Here is a 22151-nt window from a genome sequence, read left to right as displayed (position 1 = left end):
ATAAGGTTCGTTTAAAGCTGCATTGGTTGATTAGTAGGTAATCACTGTTTAACCTTACTATTGTGAAGTAAGCTATATTATTTTATTACGGCTAGCAGCATCCACCCCCATTATAATGCCAGGTACTTTCGCTGATATGTATTTGATCATTGGCCTTGGCCAGAGCAGCGGCTGTCTTATCACAAACGGCCAAAGGTTGGTTTTGCATTAAAACATGTCCGTTTTTATCATCAAAATATTGCTCATCACCATAATAGATAGCAGTTTTACCTGTAAATACGCAAGGTCCATCTGCCGGCATGGGGTCTTTAATGGCAGCTATTTCAATGGACTCAATGTAAATCAGTTCCTCTGTGGGGTAGTGGTTGGGAGAAAGCACCCGATACGATTTACGCGCTCTTATCTCTATGGTTCCAAACCCTGCATCGGTCAATGCTTTTATATAATCTTTCATAGGGATACTGCCACTTAAACAAAGGGCCCGGAGCCTATCATCATTCCGTAATTCATCGTTCATGGGTTGCTCACAGATAGGGTCACTCATAACCAATCTACCGTGGGGTCTTAAAACACGGTACATTTCTGCAACTGCCTTTTGTAGATCTTCGGCCTTGAAGATATTGAACAGACAGTTTTGTGCGGCAACATCAATACTTCCGCTTGCAACGGGAAGGTTTAGGGCGTCTCCTTTCACAAGGTCTACAAACTCACTTTTGAACCACGTATTCTCTTCTTCTGCTATCTTGAAATTCTTTTTGGAGGCCTCCAACATCTCATCAACGACATCAACTCCTGTAACCCCACCTTTTTGCCTAGAAAAGTATGAAAATTGCAACAATTCCATTCCGCCACCAACACCAACATAAAGTACTTTAGGGTTATTGACCAAATCTTGGGCGGAAACCGTACTTCCACAACCATAGTTCATTTCCTGCATGATTTTGGGAATGGAAAGCCCGGGAAATTGCCAAACGGGATTGGTGGTGCAGCACAACCCTACATCAGGGGTTAATGCAGCTTCTTTGTATAGGTCGTTTGTGGCGTTTAAATAACTCATATCTCTTTTATTAATTCTTTAAATAATTTGATCATTTTTGGTTCTGTCTCACCTGCAATTGCGATAATTTCTGCAATATTCACCGGTTTCAGATTGTCCGGGTCACATTCGTCGGTGAGGACGGATACTGCCATGACGGGCAATCGTAGATGATTGGCGGCTATTACTTCTGGAACAGTGCTCATCCCTACGGCATCGGCGCCAATTAATTTTATCATTCTATATTCCGCTTTGGTTTCCAATTGTGGACCAACCACGGAGGCGTAAACCCCTTTTTTGAGCGATATGTTTTCTCTTTTTGCAATATCCTCTACCTTTTTACGCATTTTTAGGTCATATGGTTCACTCATGTCCACAAATCGGTCTCCAAATTCGGCTACGTTTTTAAAAGCCAAAGGCGATCCTCCCTGAAGATTAATGTGATCTTCAATCAACATAATATCCCCTTTATTAAAGTTGAGGTTGACGGCTCCGGCTGCATTGGAGATAAACAAATTCTTGATCCCCAGTTGGTGCATAACCCTTATAGGATAAGTAACATCAATTAAATCATATCCTTCGTACATATGAAAGCGACCCTGCATGACCACTACCTTTTTTCCTTCTAAAGTGCCATAGATCAGTTTTCCGGTATGGAACTCAACGGTCGCCAATGGAAAAAATGGGATATGGTTATAATGTGCTTCAATGGGATTTTCAATTTCCGCCACTAATTTTCCAAGTCCGGTTCCAAGTACGATGCCCAGTTCAGGGGCATCAAAACCTTTTTGCTTTAAATAGGCAGTAGACTCTTCTAATTGTTTTAATGTCATATTTATATGTTTTTTAAAAATGGTTGAAAAGCGTCAATATTTTGAATGTCCTCGTAAAGATCCACATCATTTTTTATTTTCAATAGCTTGACCGATTCATTTTTTAAATCATTTAGGGTCTCGTTGAGAACGGTATTTGTCCCCCAGGCCTTATTTTTAAAAAGAGAGGCCTTGATTTTGGACATTCCCAAAAGATAGTATCCGCCATCTTCTGCTGGCCCAATGACAAAGTCGGTTTTATGCAATTCCTCGAAAGCTGTATTTAGGTCATCAGACGAGAGATCGTACATGTCGCTCCCAATAACGATAATATTTTCATACCCCGCTTCAAAGCCATCATTAAAAGCGTTTAGCATTCGTTCTCCCAAGTCCTTGCCCTGTTGTATTTTTTTGTGATAAAGTGTATTTTCCCAGATATCATTTTCCCATATTTCTTCCGAATAATGCACTTCTCTGGTGGCTTTCACTTCTTTGGTAACGTTGTGGGTATGCTCCAATAAAAAGGTATATATTTTAAGAGCGGTGTGGTCGCCTACTTTAGCTGCCAATCTAGTTTTGCATTTACCCAATTCTGGATTTCTTGTAAAAATAAGAAGTAGGTTCTTTTGGTTTAGGGAATTGGAACTTGATGTCATAAACTATTTAATATACTTTTTCGCCTTTAGTCAGAAACTTACCCCAATGCTTACTAAAGGCATGTACTTTATGGGTCTCATTCCCTAGATGGTCAACAATGGGGTGACCTTGGTTTACCCATTCGAAAATTCCCCCATATAGGTTGTAAACATTGGTGTATCCTTGCTCTAATAATTTTTTGGCACTTTTTTCCGAGCGAACACCTATGGAGCAATAAACGATTATTGGTGCATTTTTATCTGGAGCCAAACTGGACATTTCTTCTAAATTTAATTTAGAGGTGCCTACGAAGGTTGCATTCTCAATATGGCTAACATCATATTCCTTCTGTCTTCTGGCATCCAAGAACAAATAGTCTTTATTGTCAATGGCTTCCCCAACCTTCAAATAGGGCACCTCGTGCGTATTATATTTTTGTAAGGCTTCATCTATTGTTTCCTGGGAATGGACATGGATAAAACTGAATAAGAGAAGAACTATGAAATACTTAATTTTCATTATTAGGTATTAAATTATGCTATACAAAGATACCATTTAGGAAGGTAAATATGGGATTTTAACAAAGCATTAGGCTTGTACGGTTGGGAATCGATTAAATGTTTATTTTTAGTAAATAATAGAATATTGCTGATATGGAGCCAAGAAATATATATATAGTGTTGATCAGTTTCGGATTGCTAATGTCATGTAAGGATAAACCTAAAGAAGCTTCTCAAATGGATGAATCGGCTGAAACAGCATATTACAAAGAGGCTTACAGGCCCCAGTTTCATTTTACCCCTGAGGAAAAGTGGATGAACGATCCCAATGGCTTAGTGTACCATAAAGGGGTGTACCATCTGTTTTATCAATATTATCCAGATGATACTGTATGGGGGCCAATGCACTGGGGGCATGCCGTAAGCAAGGATATGGTGCACTGGGAACACAAACCAATTGCCTTATTCCCGGATGAACATGGTTACATTTTTTCTGGGAGTGCCGTGGTAGATGAGTACAATACTTCGGGCTTTGGAAGTAAAGAAAATCCGGCTTTGGTGGCGATATACACCTATCATTTAATTGAAGGGGAAAAAGCGGGGAAAAATGATTTTCAGACCCAGGGGATTGCCTATAGCTTGGACAATGGGGATACCTGGAAAAAATATGAGGGTAATCCTGTTATTCCCAATAAAGGCGTAAAGGATTTTCGGGATCCAAAAGTTTTTTGGAACGATAAGGTCGATAAATGGACCATGCTCCTTGTGGCAGGAGATCACCTTCAAATATGGGAGTCTCCCAATCTGATAGATTGGGAATATAAAAGTGAATTTGGAAGAAATCAAGGTGCCCATGGAGGTGTTTGGGAGTGTCCCGATCTTTTTTCCCTAAAAGTAGAAGGCACCGATGAGGTTAAGTGGGTGTTGTTGATCAGCATCAATCCAGGTGCTCCCAATGGTGGTAGTGGCACCCAATATTTTGTAGGGGATTTTGACGGCACAACATTCTCTTCTGATCAAAAAGATGATCTGTGGATAGATCTGGGCAGGGATAATTATGCTGGAGTAACCTACAACAATGTGCCCAATAATGATAGAATTTTTATAGGGTGGATGAGTAATTGGGATTATGCTAGGGATACTCCAACAGAAAAATGGCGAAGTGCCATGACCTTACCAAGAAAGTTGAGTCTTCAAAAGACCGGAGATTCATATGAACTCTTCAATTATCCGTTGAAAGGTTTTGATGACCTATTGGAAAAAGAACCGGTAAGAAAGTTGACCGTTGATTCTCAAGGTGTGTCGGAAATTCCATTTGAAGATTATAGCCAATCGGATCTTCAATTCCTTACAGGTGCGGCTGTTTTTGAACTCATCTATAAAAATGGTCTTGATGAACAGGTTGTGGTAACTGTAGATAGGGCTGCTATGACGATGACACTGAATAGGGCAAATTCTGGAAAAACCGATTTTCATGAATCCTTTGCAGATCCACTACAAAAAATGAGGCTACCAAATTTGCCCGAAGGGGAAGTTTTGTTCAGGATTATCATGGACAGATCTTCCATTGAAATTTTCGTGAACGGCGGACAGTATGCTATGACCTCCCAGTTGTTTCCCAATCAAAATTATAGTGCTTTGGAAATTAAGAATATGGACCAAAAAGATATGGTAATTAATGATTTTCAATTGTCCAAAGTGAAATCCATCTGGAAGATTAAGGAGTGAAAAATTTTTCATCTTGCCAACTTTTTCACGACATTGCAGGGATTAATAAACACATGTTCAAATACTTGATATTTCAAACTGCCGTTCCACACAAAAAGTTGCCTTTACTACTGTTCATAGGGATGTTCTTTGTTACAATCACTACTGCAAAGGGACAGCTGGTCCAACAGGACAAGCTCATGCATTTTGGGGTTGGAACGGTCATCGGTGCCGGGACAACGGGAGTGGTATACGGCATCACCAAAAATAAAACGAAGGCGGTAATATGGGGGATAGGCCTGAGCACATTGGCGGGGATCACCAAGGAAATAATAGATCATAATGATTACGGCAAGGCAGATACCGGAGATATGGTCGCCACAACCCTGGGTGGTGTCTTTGGATCCTTCAGTGTGAAGATCATTTTGGACAAAAAGCGTAGGAGGAGGTAGATTTTTTCCACTGACTATAAACCATGGAAACTTCGTGTTTCATAAGATACTTGAAAAAATCCTTAACGAAGCACCTATTTTTTTGTGTTGCCTCCAGTCCCGAGACTTCGCGAGAACCAGGGGCTTCATTTTTTTTGAGGATGTTTCTAAAAACAAAAAATCCCTACCGAAGTAAGGATTTTATTGTGGTGCCTCCAGGAATCGAACCAGGGACACATGGATTTTCAGTCCATTGCTCTACCAACTGAGCTAAGGCACCATGCCGTTTAAGCGGTTGCAAATATAATTTCAATTTTGCGATATCCAAACAAAAATCAAAAAAAAGCAAATAGTTTTTTTTCAAATGATGATCTTTGTAGTATGAACTTGATAGTTGACGCTGGTAATACTTTTGTTAAACTCGCTGTCTTTGATGGAGATAGGATGCTATCTGATCAAAAAGTGGAGTTGGATGGATTCTGTAATAAAATCAAAGAATTTTTTGAGGAATACCCAGATATTGATCATTCTATCGTTTCTTCAGTGGGTTATTTGGATAAAAAGCATCTGGCGATGGTCGCTATTTTTAGTAAGGTCCATATTTTAAGCTCCAAAAGTTTGGTTCCATTTAAAAATTCTTATGCTTCGCCCCACACCCTGGGGGTGGATAGAATCGCATTGGCAACCGCCGCCTTTTATTATAATCCTAAAGGGAATACGCTTGTCATAGATGCAGGAACCTGTATCACATACGATATGATCAACGACATAGGAGAATACCTTGGGGGAGCCATATCCCCTGGGATTGCAATGAGGTATAAGGCCCTACACGAACAAACTTCCAAATTGCCGCTTCTTGAAACCAAAGATATATTGGATTTTATTGGTAATACTACCGCATCCTGCATCCACAGCGGAGTAGTCAACGGGGTTTGTAATGAAATAGACGGGGTAATTGAGCAATATAATGCCAGATTTATAAATTTAACAGTTATTTTAACGGGAGGGGATATGCAATTTTTGTCAAAACGATTAAAAAATACCATATTTGCGCATTCTAAATTTCTCCTAGAGGGGTTAAATTATTTGCTCGAATACAATAAACGATAAATGATCAAAAAATTTGTAATTGCAATTGTCTACTGTGCAACTTGTATTATCTATTCCCAAAACGGTACAGTATCCCCTTATTCATTTGGTATTGGCGATTTAAAAGCGGCAGGAACTGTTGAAAATCAGATGATGGGAGGTGTAGCTATTTATGCGGACAGTATCCATATCAACCTTAGAAACCCCGCGGCCTACAGTAAATTGTCACTGACCACTTATACAGCCGGACTTACCAGAAAAGAATCAAGATTAAAAACATTTGACGATCAGGAAAATGCTTCGGTATCCAATCTGGACTATTTGGCTATTGGTTTGCCAATAGGGAAAGGTTTTGGTTTAGGGTTTGGACTGATGCCATACTCTTCCGTAGGATATAACTCGGTAACACAGGGGGTCAATGCAGATGGTGCTGCCTTAACCTATTCAGCCGCTGGAGATGGGGGTCTGAACAGATTGTACACTTCTCTTGGATACGAGATTTTTAAGGATTTCAGTATCGGTGCCACCTTAAACTTTAATTTTGGAACTTTGAACAACGACAGGGTCCAGACCGTAGAAGGGGTGCAATTCGGTACCTTGGACAGGAGAGAATCAAGAGTAAACGGATTTGATTTCAATTATGCGGCCAATTATACGCCTAAAATTTCTGAAAAATATAGGCTTTATACCTCGGTAGGTGTTAATACACAAATGAATTTAGTTTCAGAAAATACACGTACTATTGGATCATTTTCCTTGTCAACAGGGGTCGATGTTGAGGTAATTAATGTAAATTTGCAAGCACAGGGTTTAAAGAATACCGAAATAAAGGTGCCCACAACCACTACTTTGGGTCTCGGAATTGGAGAGGACAAGAAATGGTTTGTTGGAGCTGAATATAGTTTACAAGGATTGTCTTCTTTTGAAAATGATTTTTTGAATAGGAACAATGTAGATTATAACGACGCCAGTACTTTTGGTTTTGGCGGATTTTTTGTTCCTGATTATTCTTCTTTCACAAGTTACTTTAAAAGAGTAACTTATAGGGCGGGAGCCAAGCTCACGAAATCAGGTTTGGTGATCAATGATAAGGAGATAAATAACTTTGGCATAACTTTTGGAGTTGGGTTACCATTGGGAGGAAGTTTCTCAAATCTCAACATCGGTTTCGAGTTGGGAAGAAGGGGGACAACCGATGCCGATTTAGTTGAAGAGAGTTACCTAAAGATGAATTTAGGACTTTCGTTAAATGATAGGTGGTTCCAAAAAAGAAAAATAAATTAATAAGAACATTAACCATTTAAACTCATAAGAAAATGAAAAAGATACTTTACATCGCTGTCTTTACAGTATTGGGGTATGGGAGTATAAATACTGCTCAAGCTCAGGCTCAAAATCCTGAATGTAGCAATAACCTTTCTATATATGTTGAGCATGCAAAAGTAAAAAATTACGATGCTGCTTATACACCATGGAAAATGGTATATGATAATTGTCCTGATCTAAACTGGGCCAATTTTCCATATGGTGAGCGTATTCTAGCCGATAGGGTGGAAAAAGCTACAGGAGCGGATAAGACTGCGGCCATTAACCAATTGGAGAAATTATATGATGACAGGCTAAAATATTTTCCTCAAAAAACCAATAAGGCCGAGACCATTATCGATAAAATCATTTTAAAATATGATAATAAGTTAGCCTCAAATAGTGAGATCTACGAGCAATTGCATAAAGCTTTTACAGAAGATCAGGATAACTTTACAAATCCAAAGGCTTTGTACCTTTATTTCTCAAGTCTAGTGGATTTGAATGCCGAAGGAAGTAAGGATCTAGATTTGGTATTCTCCACCTATGATGCTGTAATGGCCAAAATAGATGTTGAGAACGACAAGTATACGACCATAATCCAAAAATTACTTCCAAAGGAAGATGCAAATACGCTGACCTCTAAGGAAAAAAGCCAGATGAAGTCGGCCAATAGCTATTCTGAAACATATGGTAAAATATCTGAAAGTATCGATGGTAAATTAGGTGCCTTGGCAAATTGCGAAAACTTGATTCCATTATATGAGAAGAATTTTGAAGCTAAAAAGACAGATGTGAACTGGGTTAAAGGTGCCGTTGGTAGAATGTTCTCCAAGGAATGTACTGATGATCCTTTGTTCAAAAAATTATTCGAAGCCCAATTGGCTTTGGATCCTTCAGCAGAGGCTTATATGTACGGGGCAACCTTAAAGTTGAAGGCAGGTGATTCCAAAGGCGCTGTATCGGATTACAACAAAGCCCTTGAATTGGAAACCAATGCCAAAAAACGTTCAGACATTGCTTATAAAATTGCGACTACTTACGTAAGGTCTAGTAAATCCTCAGCCAGGAGTTATGCCCAAAAGGCATTGGATGCAAACCCTTCTAATGGTAAAGCTTATTTGTTGATTGCAAGTTTATATGCTAGTAGTGCCAACGATTGTGGAACTACAACTTTTGAAAAAAGAGCAATATATTGGAAAGCTGCCGATGTAGCAAGACAAGCCGGTAGAGTAGATCCTGCGTTAAGCGGTAGATCTGCACAGGCTGCAACTAGTTATGCGTCCAAGGCTCCTTCAAAAGAAGATATATTCAACTCTGGAATGGCAGGTAAAACGGTTTCTTTTAGCTGTTGGGTTGGAGGTAGCGTAACTGTGCCTAGTTTATAAGATGTACAATCTTTTTAAAAATAATTTCAAGAGCATTGCCGTAGTTTTTTCTATGGCAATGTTTTTTTTATCCTGTAAAGACAATTATAAAAGAGTGGGTAAAGAGGCAGCAGAATTGATTTACCCCCAAGGCGTAGCCCAAAATTTCACACTTACCTATACGGAAACAAAAAACGAGGTGGGCAGCGAAGGTGTTGAGTCCACTAAAATTATTGCCGTTTTATCCAGCCCCAGCACAGAAGATTTTGATAACCTTAGATTTAGGTATAGAACTTTTCCCGATGGGCTTAAGGTAGATTTTTATGATGACCAAAATAATAAAAGCATTATAAAGGCCGATTATGGGATTATTTATTCTGATACAAATTTGATAGATTTACAGGGTAATGTAGTGATCGAGACCCACGATGGTAAAATGCTTGAAACACCCCAACTATATTGGGATAGGGCAAATGAATGGATTTTCACCCAGGCAAAATTTAAGTATACCAATCCGGAAGACGGTACCGTAATGGACGGGGAGGGAATGGATTTTAATAAGGATTTTAGTTTTTTCAGCGCCCATAGGACCTATGGTTTTATGAGTATTAAAGAAGAGTAATATGATTAAAGTTTTAAGATATACCGAATACCTTTATTTAGTGGTTGCTATCATTTCGATTTATAAAATTGTAACTCTATGGGGCGTATCTCCTCAAGAGACCTACCTTTTTATATTCTTTGCAGTAGTATCTTTAGGCATGTTCTTTTTCCGAAGAAATTACAGAAAGAAATTCGAACAACGTAAAAAAGATAATCAGAAATAGTGGAAACGTCCATCATTGTAATTGTTGCAACACTTTTATTGTCCGCTTTTTTTTCTGGAATGGAAATAGCGTTTATTTCTGCGAATAAGATTCATATAGAAATAGAGAAAAAACAGGAAGGTATTCTAGCCAAAGTTCTCACTAGGCTCACTCGGAAACCATCCAAGTTTATCGCTTCCATGCTTATAGGCAATAACATTGCCTTGGTGGTCTATGGATTTTATATGGGGGATCTCCTCATGCAGTGGTTTCAAGGGTTGTATCCGTCGCCATATGGCTTGGTCAATATTATGTTGACCGATTTTAGTTTAGTGGCACAAACTATTATTTCTACCTTGGTCATTCTTTTTACGGCAGAGTTTTTACCCAAAGTGCTTTTCCAGATCTATTCCAATACCCTTCTTAAGTTATTGGCAGTCCCAGCCTATCTTTTTTACATACTTTTCTCTGTTATTTCTGAATTTGTTATTTGGGTGTCCGATTTTATTTTGAAGGCATTCTTTAAAACAGATGGGGATGAAGTGCAATTGGCTTTCAGTAAAATTGAGCTCGGAGATTACATCACGGAGCAAATGGAAACTGTGGAAGAAGAAGATGAGGTGGATTCTGAAATTCAGATCTTTCAGAATGCCCTGGAGTTTTCTGCGGTAAAAGCAAGGGAGGTAATGATACCTCGGACCGAGATCACGGCGGTAGAATTACATGAAAAACCAAAAAATTTAGTCAAGCTATTTACGGAGACAGGGTTTTCGAAAATTCTTATATACAAGGATACTGTGGACAATATCATTGGATATGTACATTCCTATGAGCTTTTTAAAAAGCCAAAGACCATTAAAAGTGTGCTGCTGCCTGTTGAATTTGTCCCTGAGACCATGATGATCAGTGACATCCTAAACGTCCTTATTAAAAAACGAAAGAGTATTGCTGTTGTTTTGGATGAATATGGGGGTACCTCGGGTATCATGACTGTGGAGGATATCGTGGAGGAGCTTTTTGGGGAGATTGAGGATGAACACGATTCTACAGATCTGCTTGAAGAAAAAATTGACGAAAACAATTATAAATTTTCTGCTAGGTTAGAGGTGGACTATATCAATGAAAATTATAAGTTGAACCTACCTGAGAGTGACGAGTATGAGACCCTGGGAGGGCTTATTGTCAATGAGACCGGAGAAATTCCAGAGCAAGATTCTCAAATTGTAATAGGGAATTTTATGTTTACGGTGTTGGAAGCTTCCAATACCAAGATCGATATGGTAAGTCTTCAAATTTCAGATAACGATTAAGTTGCCTTAAAAAGTTTCTATTGATTAATTGGAATCCCAAAAAAAAGGACTTGTAGAACATCGTTTATTCCAAAATTGCCACCTACTATTTTCACTTATTTCTGGTAATGGAACTACAATAGATTTAGAATCCATCAGTTATCCCATATTTTCTTTGCTATTTATAAAATAAAAATTTTAATACAAGAAAGAAAATGGTAATTTCGCCAACTGATTTAAAATAGTTTACATAATGGCAGTATTAGAGAAGATTAGAAAACGAACCACCGTATTGATTTTGATCATAGGGTTGGCTTTGTTTGCATTTGTGATTTCAGGTGTATTCAGCAGTGATGGCTTTTCTGGCGGGAAGGTTGGTTCTTCTGTGGCAGAAATAAATGGCGAAGAAATCTCTATAGATGAGTTTAGGCAAAAAGTAGAAGCGGCCTCAAGAAGATTTGGTCCACAGGCATCTTCCATGCAAATGGTGAATACTGTTTGGGAACAAGAAGTTCGCAATATGGTATTGGGTCAGCAATTTGAAGAGCTTGGCATCGATATTGAACAAGATCAGATCGTAAATTATATCAGCAGTAATCCTGCGTATAGCCAAAGTCCTCAGTTCTTAAATGAAGATGGGGTATTCGACGCCAATAAATTCCGTGGGTTTATTGCAGACCTTAAAACGAATAATCCAGCTCAGTATGAGATCTGGTTGCAGGAAGAAAAAGCCATTATACAAATGGCCAAAGAGCAGACCTATTTCAACCTTATAAGAGCAGGTGTTGGAGCAACGCTAAAAGAGGGAGAGTTCGAATACAAGTTGGCAAACGATAAGGTAGATCTAAGTTACGTACGCGTACCTTATACTTCAATTTCAGATAGTGCCATTCAGGTAAGTAAAAAAGAGATTGAAAATTATATTTCTGCCCATAAGAAAGATTTTAAACAAGATGAGGCTAGGGACATTCGTTTTGTTTATTTTGAAGAGAAAGCATCTTTGGAAGATGAAAATGCCGTCAAGGAAGAAATAGTTAAATTATTGGACGACACTGTTGAGTATAATGCATCTAAAGATGCCAACGATACTCTAGTTGGTTTTAGAAAGAGCACTGATTTGGCAGCTTTCTTGGATAGGAATTCAGATTTGAAGTATGATACCATCTACAAGGCTAAGAATGATCTACCAGCAAAATTTGCAGATTCTTTGATCAATTTGCCTATTGGTGGAATTTATGGTCCATACAGAGATGGAAATTTCTTCAAGTTTTCTAAAATGGTCGACAAAAAGCCGAATGGTTCTGTGAAAGCGAGCCACATCCTAATTTCTTTTGCAGGTGCTGAAAGAGCTAATCCGGAGGTTCAAAGAACTAAGGAAGAGGCTGAAAAAGAGGCTAAAGAACTTTTGGCAGAAGCTAAGAAGACTGGAGTTGTTTTTGCGGAATTGGCTAGGGATAAATCAGACGGACCTTCTGCTCCACGAGGAGGAGACCTTGGGTATTTCCAAGAAGGTGTGATGACCGAAAAGTTCAATGATGTTGCTTTCAATAACCCGGTAGGTTATATTGGACTTGTGGAAACAGAATTTGGATTTCACATTGTAAAGGTAGATGATAAACAAGATATTTATCGAATTGCTACTTTAGCAAGGGAAATAGAGCCTTCAGAGGAAACAACAAATAAATTGTTTACCGATGCCACTAAATTTGAGATGGAAACTGCAGATTCTAAAGAGAATTTTGCTGCATTGGCAAAATCCAAAGATTATGTGGTAAGACCTGTAAACAAAATAAAGGCTATGGATGAGAACCTTCCTGGGCTATCTGCTCAAAGACCTGTGGTTCAGTGGGCTTTTAACGAGGATACCAAGGTGGGTGATATCAAGCGTTTTAATATCAATAATGGCTATGCAGTGGTTCAATTGACAGCAACTTATAAAGAAGGTGTTATGTCTCCTGAAGATGCATCAGTGATTGTGCTTCCTAAAATTAGAAAGGACAAAAAAGCTGAACGTATAATAGAGGCCAACAAAGGAAAATCTATGGACGCTTTGGCCACGGACAACAACGTAAGCGTGGCAACGGCATCCGCATTAACCATGCAGGCACCAACCATTCCAGGTGCTGGAAGGGAACCATTGGTTGTAGGAAGGGCATTTGCGATTGACAAGGGGAATACTTCTGGATTGATCAAGGGTGAAACCGGTGTGTTTATGGTAAAGGTTATAAATAAGGAAGAAGCTCCTAAATTGGACAATTATAGTACATATGCCAATAACGTTAAGGCTGCTAATGAATCTAAGGTAAGTTCGGCAGTTTTTGCAGCTTTAAAAGAGGCAGCAGAGATTGAAGATAAAAGATCTATCTTCTACTAATAGAGTAGTTAGAAGTTAATTCATAAAAAAGCCTCCCATTGGGAGGCTTTTTTATGTTATAGAATCATTTCAGAATAGGGAATAACAGTTTTGAAACCCTTTTTGTTGAAGTAGTTTAGGGTTTCTTTTGTGCCTGTGGCCAAAATAAAATCACCTCCCCAGGCTCCTAAACTTTTAATACTTCCGGGAAAATCGGGAAACTGCTTCGCTTTAACGGTTTCCATTTGCAAATTATCTGCTATTAATCGCTCGTGTTTGTCAATCAGAGAATTGAATTCCTTTAAATCCTGACACTTTAGAAGATTCTTGGTGATTTCATTGACTGTGGAGATCAAATGGGGAAGATTAAACTCCTTTTCTCGATATTGGGCAATGCCATCCCGGCTGTTTTGTTTCTGATTAAGATGTATAAAATATAGTTGGTTTTTAAAAGGAGGATCAAAGCGTACTGCCTCTACTACTGGTATATCCTTTTTTAAATGGTATAGGATGGGTGTTTTGTGTTGTGCGCATGCAATATCATACCCACTGCCAGCAAATGAGTCCCAAAGCAATTTAAAGGCATCCACTTGAGCCCACTGGGCTATGTTGTTGATAAGGGTAGAGGAAGATCCCAATCCCCAATCCCTTGGAAAATTTAAATGTGTCTCCACCAGAAGTCCTTTGGTGTTATTAAGGAAATTGGAATTTAATTGATAGGCAGCATTCAAGATGCGCAGTAGGGTCTCCCTAACCGAAGCTTTTGCTATAGTTGAGGAGGTCCTTGATACAGGTACGTAATGAATAATATCAGCTAGTTCAAAAATGGTTTCGAACCATATTTCTTTTGTGTGGGTGTAACTCTTCCAAACAATGTATTCCCCTTCTTTTGGGGAAATATTTAGAGATTGTCCATACTTTGTAGGCAAGGCCAGACTGAGGGCGCCATCCAGTACAGCGTATTCACCTGTTACCAAAAGTTTGCCGTTGCTATAATAGTGTTTTTTCATTGCCCTTTTCGTAATACCTGCATTGCTTCTACCACAGCATTGTGAGTAACCGTATTCTTTTTAAAGTGGTGTACCAAGGTGTTTTTTTCTTCTTCAGTTGCCTGCATCTGGTTCAGGATATTCATCAAATGCATTTTCATATGCCCTTGTTGTATACCTGTGGTGACCAAGGATCTTACTGCTGCAAAATTCTGTGCCAAACCAGCAACTGCCACCAACTGCATTAATTCCTTTGCTGAGGGCCTATCCAATATATCCAAGGCCATTTTTGCCAAAGGATGTAAACTTGTCAATCCGCCTACGGTTCCCAAGGCCAAAGGTACTTCTATCCAGAATCTAAAGATGTCATCTTCTATAGAGGCATGGGTCAAACTAGTGTACCGTCCATTTTTGGATGCGTAGGCATGGATTCCAGCTTCCACTGCCCTGAAGTCGTTTCCGGTTGCCAGCACAACTGCATCGATCCCGTTCATGATGCCCTTGTTATGGGTAACCGCTCTAAATGGCTCTACTTTCGCTATGTCTACGGCACGCACCATTTTTTCTGCAAACTCCAAGGCTGAAACTTCATTTCCCTCTTTCAGGTCTTTAACTGGGCAGCTGACCTCTGCTCTTACCAAACAATTGGGAACATAATTGGAAAGGATGCTCATTACAATTTCAATATCCTTCTCTTCCTCGGTGAACCCCGAATATTTCAACGCTTCTTGTTTAAGTGTGAGTGCTAATTGTTCCAAACAGGAATTGATGAAATTGGCACCCATGGCATCCAATGTTTCAAAGGTGCAATGGAGTTGGTAATAGTTCTTAAGTTCGTTGCTCTTATTCCGTAAAAGGATGTTGGTGATGCCGCCACCCCTTTTGGTCATATTTTTAGTTATTGGAATCGTTTCCTCCAATAGTTTGGATTTTATGCCGTTAAAGAATGTCTCTAATTGTTGGCTGTCCCCTTTGTACATAAAATGTACTTGTCCAATTTTTTCTGTACCCAATACCTCGGTTTTAAATCCACCGCGATGGAGCCAAAATTTAGCAGCCTTACTTGCGGCAGCCACCACAGAGCTCTCCTCAATGGCCAGGGGTATGGCGAACAGTTTGTCATTTATTAAAAAGTTGGGTGCAATGCCCAGGGGTAGGTAAAAGTTGGTGATGGTGTTTTCTATGAACTCATCATGTAGCTTTTGGAGTTCTTTGTCTTCATTCCAATACCGTTTAATTGTCGCCGTGGTTTCCTTGGAGTTATCTGTGTATTTGGTAGAAATCCATTCTATTTTTTCTTCTTTGGTAAGCTTTGAGAATCCTTCTATAGGGGTCATCTTCATTTATTTAATCTGTACGCCAAAGATAGTGATAAACACAATAATTTGAAGGTCCTGATACCTAAGTGCCCACATATCCTAAAGTTGTGATTATTTAAGAACAAAGTTTATTTTTTTGTGAAATTATTAGTAAACTTGGACGTTTTAAACAATTTTTGAAAATTAATGAAAAAACTACACTTCTCACTCTTATTTATTTTAGGTTTTATAGTTGCCGTTACAGCCCAGGACAAGCAAATTCCTTTGGAGGAAATTTGGAATGGTGAATTCAGGACTGAGGGCATGGACGTACTGAGGTCTATGAACAGCGGAACAGAATATACCGTTCTGAACAGCTATCGGGATACGAAATCTTCCATGATCGACAAATTTGCCTATTCCACCCTGGAAAAGTTGGAGACTATAGTTTCTTCTGCTGACAGTAAAGAAATTCCATATTTTACTTCCTACGAATTTAGTCAGGATGAAAGTAAAATATTATTGGCAACTGAAATTGAGCCAATTTTTAGACGTTCTACATTAGGTGTTTTTTATTTGTACGACGTTGCTTCCAAATCCGTCATCAAAATAGCTGACAAAAAAATCCAGGAGCCAACATTATCTCCAGATGGGTCTAAGGTTGCCTATGTGCAAGACAATAATTTATTTGTTTTCAATGTAGTAGATAAAACTACCGTCCAAGTCACAATGGACGGTGTTAAAAACAAGATCATCAATGGGGTGACCGACTGGGTATATGAAGAAGAATTTGGATTTGTTCGCGCCTTTGAATGGAATTCCGTTGGAACCAAAATTGCGTTCATTCGCTTTGATGAATCAGAAGTACCCGAATTTTCAATGGACCTGTACGGGTCTGAATTATATCCAAGTAGACATGAGTTTAAATACCCAAAGGCGGGGGAGAACAACGCTGTTGTTTCTTTGCACCTATACGATGTTGCAAATGGCAAGGTCTCTATGGTAGACCTGGGAGATGCCTATTACATTCCACGGATCAAATGGATGAACAATGCCAATAATCTCAGTGTCCAAATATTGAACCGCCATCAGGATCTTTTAAAATTGATATCTGTAAATGCAATTAATAATCAGGTATCACTTCTTTTGGAAGAGAATGACAAGGCCTATGTAGATATTACGGACAACCTAACTTTCTTGGCTGATGATAGTTTTATCTGGAGTAGCGAAAAGGATGGCTACAATCATTTGTACCTATATGATTCCAAAGGAAAGTTAAAGAATCAGGTCACCAAAGGTTCTTGGGAAGTAACCAGTTATTATGGTTACGACAAGAAAACGGATAAGATCTATTACCAGTCTACAGAAAACGGATCTATCAATAGGGATGTCTACAGTATTGGCCGCAATGGGAAAAACAAAAAAAGGCTGACCGAGAAAACAGGACAGAATTATGCCTCTTTTAGTGCCGATTTCACCTATTTCATAAATACATTTTCCAGTGCTACTACGCCACCGGTGTATACCTTGCATAAGGCCCAAACTGGAAAGGAATTAAAGAAAATCAAGGATAACCAGGCCCTTCTTGAGAAATTGGAGGCGTATGCCATAAGTCCTAAAGAATTTTCTACAATTGCGATCAACGGCAACGACCTCAATATGTGGATGATCAAACCACAAGATTTCGATGCTACAAAGCAGTATCCTTTATTGATGTTCCAATACAGTGGCCCAGGCTCACAGTCCGTCGCCAATAGATGGATGTCCTCAAATGATTATTGGTACCAGATGTTGGCTGCCGAGGGATATATCATTGCTTGTGTAGACGGTAGGGGTACAGGATTGAAAGGAAGGGATTTTAAGAAGGTTACCCAATTGGAATTAGGAAAATACGAGGTTGAAGACCAAATTACCGCTGCTACTTCCTTGAGTGATCTTCCTTATATTGATGAAAATCGTACTGGAATATGGGGATGGAGCTATGGTGGCTTCATGTCCACTAATTGCTTGCTTAAAGGAAATGATGTGTTTGAAATGGCAATTGCCGTTGCTCCAGTAACTTCTTGGAGTTTCTACGATACTATTTACACGGAGCGATTTATGAAGACCCCAGCGGAAAACCCAAGTGGGTATGATGATAATTCCCCATTTAATTACCCGGAATTGCTGAAGGGTAAATATTTGTTGGTACATGGATCTGGCGATGATAACGTTCATGTACAAAATTCCATGCGCATGATTGAAGCCTTGGTACAAGCTAACAAACAGTTTGATTGGGCCATTTATCCCGATAAAAATCACGGAATATACGGGGGCAACACCAGACTGCACCTGTTTACCAAAATGACCAACTTTATTAAAGAGAACCTTTAACCAAAACAACTTATATGTCAAATACCATCAAACCAAGCGAACAGCAAGAACTTTTTGGACATCCCAAAGGATTGTTTTACCTCTTCTTCGCTGAACTATGGGAGCGTTTTAGCTTCTATGGTATGCGTGCCCTATTGACACTCTACATGGTAGAGGTTATTTTTGAGGCCTTGGCCGAACGGGATTTTGCTACGGCGGCCGTTTATGCTTCTTACGGATCTCTAGTGTATGCCTCAACAGTAATCGGCGGGCGTATTTCCGACCAAATTTTAGGGATGCGGAACTCTATTTTCCTGGGAGGGATTTTAATGTCCGTAGGTCATTTCGTATTGGCGATTGAAAACGATATTGCTTTTTACTTGGCGCTTTCCCTAATCATTGTGGGAAATGGGTTTTTTAAACCAAACATATCAACGTTCGTAGGGGCCTTGTATGAAGAAGGGGATGTGCGAAAGGATTCTGGTTTCACCATATTTTATATGGGAATCAATATCGGAGGATGGGTAGCCCCATTATTGTGTGGTTGGTTGGCGTACAGCTATGGCTGGCACTATGGTTTTGGCTTGGCAGGAATAGGGATGCTGACCGGACTGATCTTTTTTTGGAGCGGTATACGTAAGAATGTTTTTGGGGATAAGGGTATGCCCCCCAACCAAGAGGTGATGCAAAAGAAGGTATTGGGTATAAAACAAGGGATTCTCGTTCCTGTTTTGGCAGTTCTTTCTGCACCATTGATCGCCTATCTTTTGTCTGCTTATAAATCTTTGGGAGCTGAAGGCACCTTTTTTGATGATCAGAATATAGTCAATGTAATTTTTAAGGGTATTGGAGTGACTATTTTGGCTTACTTGGGCTATATCATGTACCAAGCCACTTTGGACGAACGAAAAAAGCTGTTCGTAGCTGTTCTTATCACCTTTTTTATGACCATTTTCTGGGGTTTTCATGAGCTATCTGGAAGTGTGATCACCTTGTTCGCTGCAAGAAATGTGGAGTTGGACTTTATGTCGGCAGCCCAGACCAATTCTTTAAATTCAATGTTCATAATCATCTTGGCTATTCCTATTTCTCTGATGTGGACTTTTCTTAATAAAAGAAACCTGAATCCAAGGACACCCTATAAATTTGGTCTGGGACTTTTGTTTGCAGGGGTCAGTTTTTATATTTTGGCAATAAGTGGCGCTAGTGCCAATGCCAATGGCTTGGTGCCATTTGCTTATTTGTTGTTGATGTACTTTTTAATATCTGTCGGGGAACTATTTATGTCCCCTGTTGGTCTATCCAAAATCACCGATCTCTCCCCAAAAAGGATAGTGGCATTTATGATGGGGGTTTGGTTTTTATCTTCTGCCTTTGCTTTTCAAGTGGTCGGCTTTATTGGTAAAAAATTAGCGATAGAGAGTACTGACAAAAATGTAGGTGGGTTTGAAACCCTTGCAGTCTATACGGACGGTTTCCAACTTATTGCGGAATATGCGATAGGTGCTGGAATATTAATTCTTATAGCCTCTCCTTTGATCAAAAAATTAATGGGCAACGTGCATTAGCATTAGTACTTTACATTAAAATAGAAAGCTCCCTTTTCACCAGTATAGTGAAAAGGGACTTTTTTTTGTTCGCAGGTCCGCTGCCAACGCAAAACATCACTTCTGTAATTACTACCGTCTGCAATAATTTGTTTTGGCTTTAAGGAATCTATAAATCGAGTTAGATTTAGCTTAGGGGATTGTGTTATCAAAATTAAATCTGTTTGGTATCCATTAGGGGGATATATTGCCAAACTATCCAAAATATATAAATGCTGACCTTGTATGTTATATGCATTTTGTAAAGGAACAAGGTTCACATTTTCAATGCGTTCTGCAGTACTATAATCTTCTTGTAATGTTGCTACTTGGGTATTATTCGTGGAGCTAATAGACAATTTGTTCCCTAGGCGATGAAAAAGAACCGTATTTTTTGCTTGGTGCAGTACTATGATTTCTTCCTTTCTCTGCCCAGCATAGTTGGCATAGAGTAGATACAATTGAAAACACATCACAAGTGCCAGGCTGATGAATAATCTTTTAGGGGAGCGTTTTGAAAAAAAGACCAATACACTTGCCAAGAGGGCATAACCCAATAATACTTGGGCCTGATCAAAAGAAATGTTTCTAAAAATAAAGCTTTCCTGCTTCCCTACCCATCCGACAATTAAGTTCATGCCGGAAATCATTTCATTATAGATAGCGGCAATAGAAGAAGGCAGGTTATCGGTCACGGCAAAAATAATAACTAAAATTCCAAGCCCTAGGATGATTCCCAGAAAAGGGATTATGGCCAAGTTTGAAATAAAGAACAGCCCTGGAAACTGATGAAAATAAAATAGGGCAATGGGAAGAACGCCTATTTGGGCTGCAATGCTTACACTGGTCAATTGCCAGGTTTTTTTAAGGAGTAGATTGTTGGGCGACCATAAATTCTGTAACATCGGATAGATCCAAAGAATGGCAAAAACGGCTGTGTAGCTCATTTGAAATCCCACCTGAAAGAGAAACATGGGCTCTATCAGGAGGATAAAAAATAAAGATAATGCCAAGATGTTAAAGGTGTTGGTGGGTCTGTTCAGGAACATCGCATACGCCAAAAAAGAAAACATGCTTACCGCCCTGACAATAGAAGCAGATAATCCGGCAAGAAAGGCATAGCTCCAAAGAAGGACAATGATTATTGCCAATTGTATGGTTTGGCCATGCTTTAATCGCCTTAAGGGTGCCAAAACATATTGAAGGATGAGTAATAGTATTCCGATATGCAGTCCGGATACAGCCAAGATGTGAATAGCGCCTGCGTTGACATAATTGGCATAGGTGTCCTTTGAAATATCGGTACGTTGCCCCAACAAAAGGGCCTGGATTATACTTAATTCCTCTTGGCCTATTTTTGCCTTTTTCAATTGTCCAATGATATTTTCCCGAATCTTGAATGCCCAGCCATAAGAAGTGGAAATCGAATTGTCTCCTATCTCATAAAGATGGGGCTCCAATTGTATGCGGTGGTAGACCCCCAAGGTATTTAGATATTGCTTGTAGCTGAACTGATGCGGGTTTAGGGGCTTGCTTATTTGAGCATACGATCCATAAAAAACTATTTGTTGATCTGGTATTAATTTTTTTCCTAATGAATCTGTTTTTGAGGATAAAAGGATCCTTCCGCCGCTTTTCTTTTGGTCAACTTCCAGTACCGAAGCGATATAGTTATCGGAGAAGGTGTTTGATTTTAGTACTTCTTTTATTTGTAGATGGTATAAGTGAGGGCCGGAACTTTTATTTTTGGAATAATGGTCTGCATGATTTTTGTGCTGGGCAAGGGTTACGGCCAGAAATCCTATGCTAAGGGTAGTGCATGCAACTAGGATCCCAAATGAGAAAGAATGGGATTTACCGGTCCTATAAAAAATTATGCCAAGAAGAATAATGGAAAAAATGGCGCACCTAAATGGAATGGCCGGAGTGGTATCCAAAAAGTACCCTAGAAGTATCCCGATAATCAGGAACAGAGAAAGTTTTACCGAGTTTTGCCTAAAGAACACGGGTTGCTTTTACAAAAGCGCTGTTCCAATAGCCCTCCCTTAAGGAAGAAACAATAACACCCCGAGAGGTGGAAGAATGAATAAATTTAATTTCATCCCCTTCTGTAGTGACTACCAAACCCACATGGTTTATTTTTCTATTTCGCCTACCCGTGCAGAAAAATAACAAGTCTCCTTTTGCAACTTCGTTCAACTTCACCTTTTTGCCTTCCTCCGCCATCTGAGAGGACGATCTTGGCAAGTTGTAGTTGTGCTCCCCAAAAGAGATCATCATTAAGCCAGAGCAGTCTAGTCCGTCTTTAGAAGTGCCTCCATATTTATAACGAACTCCAGAATATTCCAAGGCTGTGTTTATTATCCTATCTGCAAAATTAAAGGAAGCCTCTGATCTGGCATCGGCCATTTCAGTGCTGTTGCCTATTGAAATTTCGTCCCTATTATTGGGTACATTGACAGAATTTCTTGGAACATTGATCTTTCGGTCAACTTGGGTTACAGTTGTTGATTTGGATGAGCCACAACTGGCAATTAAAAAAAGGAAAGCTATAGAAGCGACTTTACGAATCATTCTGTTGGGTATTGGTTTTAA

19 protein-coding genes and 1 tRNA gene are annotated in these 22151 nt (G+C 39.3%); 11 read left to right on the top strand and 9 right to left on the bottom strand.

Annotated elements, in window-relative coordinates:
- Positions 1–91: 91 nt before the first annotated feature.
- Genes arsM through SB49_RS09775 form a run of 4 tightly spaced genes read right to left on the bottom strand, consistent with a single transcriptional unit; the run spans position 92 to position 3003 of the window.
- Positions 92–1057 carry an arsenosugar biosynthesis arsenite methyltransferase ArsM gene (gene arsM / locus SB49_RS09790; protein ID WP_062056101.1) on the bottom strand — a complete coding sequence of 322 codons (966 nt, stop codon included), beginning with the start codon at positions 1055–1057 and terminating at the stop codon, positions 92–94.
- Complete coding sequence (locus SB49_RS09785) at positions 1054–1869, bottom strand: purine-nucleoside phosphorylase (RefSeq protein ID WP_062056099.1); 816 nt, start codon at positions 1867–1869, stop codon at positions 1054–1056. Before SB49_RS09785 ends, arsM begins: the two co-directional genes overlap by 4 nt.
- Before the next feature lie 2 nt (positions 1870–1871).
- A complete protein-coding gene (locus SB49_RS09780) occupies positions 1872–2504 on the bottom strand; it encodes a TIGR04282 family arsenosugar biosynthesis glycosyltransferase (protein WP_062056097.1) in 633 nt (210 codons plus the stop codon).
- A gap of 7 nt (positions 2505–2511) precedes the next feature.
- Positions 2512–3003 carry a rhodanese-like domain-containing protein gene (locus SB49_RS09775; RefSeq protein ID WP_062056095.1) on the bottom strand — a complete coding sequence of 164 codons (492 nt, stop codon included), beginning with the start codon at positions 3001–3003 and terminating at the stop codon, positions 2512–2514.
- A gap of 134 nt (positions 3004–3137) precedes the next feature.
- Here SB49_RS09775 and SB49_RS09770 point away from each other — a divergent pair, with 134 nt between their 5' ends.
- Together SB49_RS09770 and SB49_RS09765 are read left to right on the top strand one after the other, a co-directional pair.
- Positions 3138–4712, top strand: coding sequence for a glycoside hydrolase family 32 protein (locus tag SB49_RS09770; RefSeq protein WP_062056093.1), 1575 nt, complete (start codon positions 3138–3140; stop codon positions 4710–4712).
- Between the two features lie 53 nt (positions 4713–4765).
- A complete protein-coding gene (locus SB49_RS09765; protein ID WP_062056091.1) occupies positions 4766–5143 on the top strand; it encodes a hypothetical protein in 378 nt (125 codons plus the stop codon).
- A 186-nt stretch (positions 5144–5329) separates the two neighbouring features.
- On the opposite strand, the gene SB49_RS09760 is transcribed toward SB49_RS09765, so the two are convergent.
- Positions 5330–5402: transfer RNA gene (locus SB49_RS09760), tRNA-Phe, on the bottom strand.
- Between the two features lie 101 nt (positions 5403–5503).
- Here SB49_RS09760 and SB49_RS09755 point away from each other — a divergent pair.
- The 7 genes from SB49_RS09755 to SB49_RS09725 all read left to right on the top strand — a co-directional run bounded on the left by SB49_RS09755 (position 5504) and on the right by SB49_RS09725 (position 13352).
- Complete coding sequence (locus tag SB49_RS09755) at positions 5504–6232, top strand: type III pantothenate kinase (protein WP_062056088.1); 729 nt, start codon at positions 5504–5506, stop codon at positions 6230–6232.
- Positions 6233–7495, top strand: a complete 1263-nt coding sequence (locus SB49_RS09750; protein ID WP_062056087.1) for a hypothetical protein — start codon at positions 6233–6235, stop codon at positions 7493–7495. It abuts the gene before it with no gap.
- A 32-nt stretch (positions 7496–7527) separates the two neighbouring features.
- Positions 7528–8904: a tetratricopeptide repeat protein gene (locus SB49_RS09745; RefSeq protein ID WP_062056085.1), complete on the top strand. Its 1377-nt coding sequence runs from the start codon at positions 7528–7530 to the stop codon at positions 8902–8904.
- Position 8905: 1 nt separating this feature from the next.
- The gene (gene lptC / locus SB49_RS09740; protein ID WP_062056083.1) at positions 8906–9505 is read left to right on the top strand and encodes an LPS export ABC transporter periplasmic protein LptC; all 600 of its coding nucleotides are present in this window, start codon (positions 8906–8908) and stop codon (positions 9503–9505) included.
- 1 nt (position 9506) lies between these two features.
- Positions 9507–9710 (top strand): hypothetical protein, encoded by a 204-nt coding sequence (locus tag SB49_RS16275; protein ID WP_062056081.1) that lies wholly within the window; start codon positions 9507–9509, stop codon positions 9708–9710.
- A gap of 59 nt (positions 9711–9769) precedes the next feature.
- Positions 9770–10999, top strand: a complete 1230-nt coding sequence (locus SB49_RS09730; RefSeq protein ID WP_062056079.1) for a hemolysin family protein — start codon at positions 9770–9772, stop codon at positions 10997–10999.
- A 232-nt stretch (positions 11000–11231) separates the two neighbouring features.
- Positions 11232–13352: a peptidylprolyl isomerase gene (locus SB49_RS09725; protein ID WP_062056077.1), complete on the top strand. Its 2121-nt coding sequence runs from the start codon at positions 11232–11234 to the stop codon at positions 13350–13352.
- A gap of 56 nt (positions 13353–13408) precedes the next feature.
- On the opposite strand, the gene SB49_RS09720 is transcribed toward SB49_RS09725, so the two are convergent.
- Entirely contained in the window at positions 13409–14341 is a 933-nt protein-coding gene (locus tag SB49_RS09720; protein ID WP_062056075.1) for a GYDIA family GHMP kinase, read from the bottom strand.
- A complete protein-coding gene (locus SB49_RS09715; RefSeq protein WP_442983538.1) occupies positions 14338–15657 on the bottom strand; it encodes a hydroxymethylglutaryl-CoA reductase, degradative in 1320 nt (439 codons plus the stop codon). Before SB49_RS09715 ends, SB49_RS09720 begins: the two co-directional genes overlap by 4 nt.
- Positions 15658–15825: 168 nt before the next feature.
- On the opposite strand from SB49_RS09715, the gene SB49_RS09710 reads away from it, so the two are divergent.
- Together SB49_RS09710 and SB49_RS09705 are read left to right on the top strand one after the other, a co-directional pair.
- Positions 15826–17991: a S9 family peptidase gene (locus SB49_RS09710; RefSeq protein ID WP_062056071.1), complete on the top strand. Its 2166-nt coding sequence runs from the start codon at positions 15826–15828 to the stop codon at positions 17989–17991.
- Between the two features lie 14 nt (positions 17992–18005).
- On the top strand, positions 18006–19538 hold the full coding sequence (locus tag SB49_RS09705) for a peptide MFS transporter (protein WP_062056069.1): 1533 nt from the start codon (positions 18006–18008) through the stop codon (positions 19536–19538).
- A gap of 2 nt (positions 19539–19540) precedes the next feature.
- On the opposite strand, the gene SB49_RS09700 is transcribed toward SB49_RS09705, so the two are convergent.
- Entirely contained in the window at positions 19541–21562 is a 2022-nt protein-coding gene (locus tag SB49_RS09700; protein WP_062056067.1) for a ComEC/Rec2 family competence protein, read from the bottom strand.
- Complete coding sequence (locus tag SB49_RS09695) at positions 21552–22130, bottom strand: C40 family peptidase (RefSeq protein ID WP_062056065.1); 579 nt, start codon at positions 22128–22130, stop codon at positions 21552–21554. The genes SB49_RS09700 and SB49_RS09695 overlap by 11 nt, the downstream gene beginning before the upstream one ends.
- Positions 22131–22151: the final 21 nt, after the last annotated feature.

The organism is Sediminicola sp. YIK13 (genome assembly GCF_001430825.1).
Taxonomy (GTDB): domain Bacteria; phylum Bacteroidota; class Bacteroidia; order Flavobacteriales; family Flavobacteriaceae; genus Sediminicola.
Note: the sequence above shows the minus strand (reverse complement) of the source record. Positions and strands in the feature narration are given on the sequence as shown.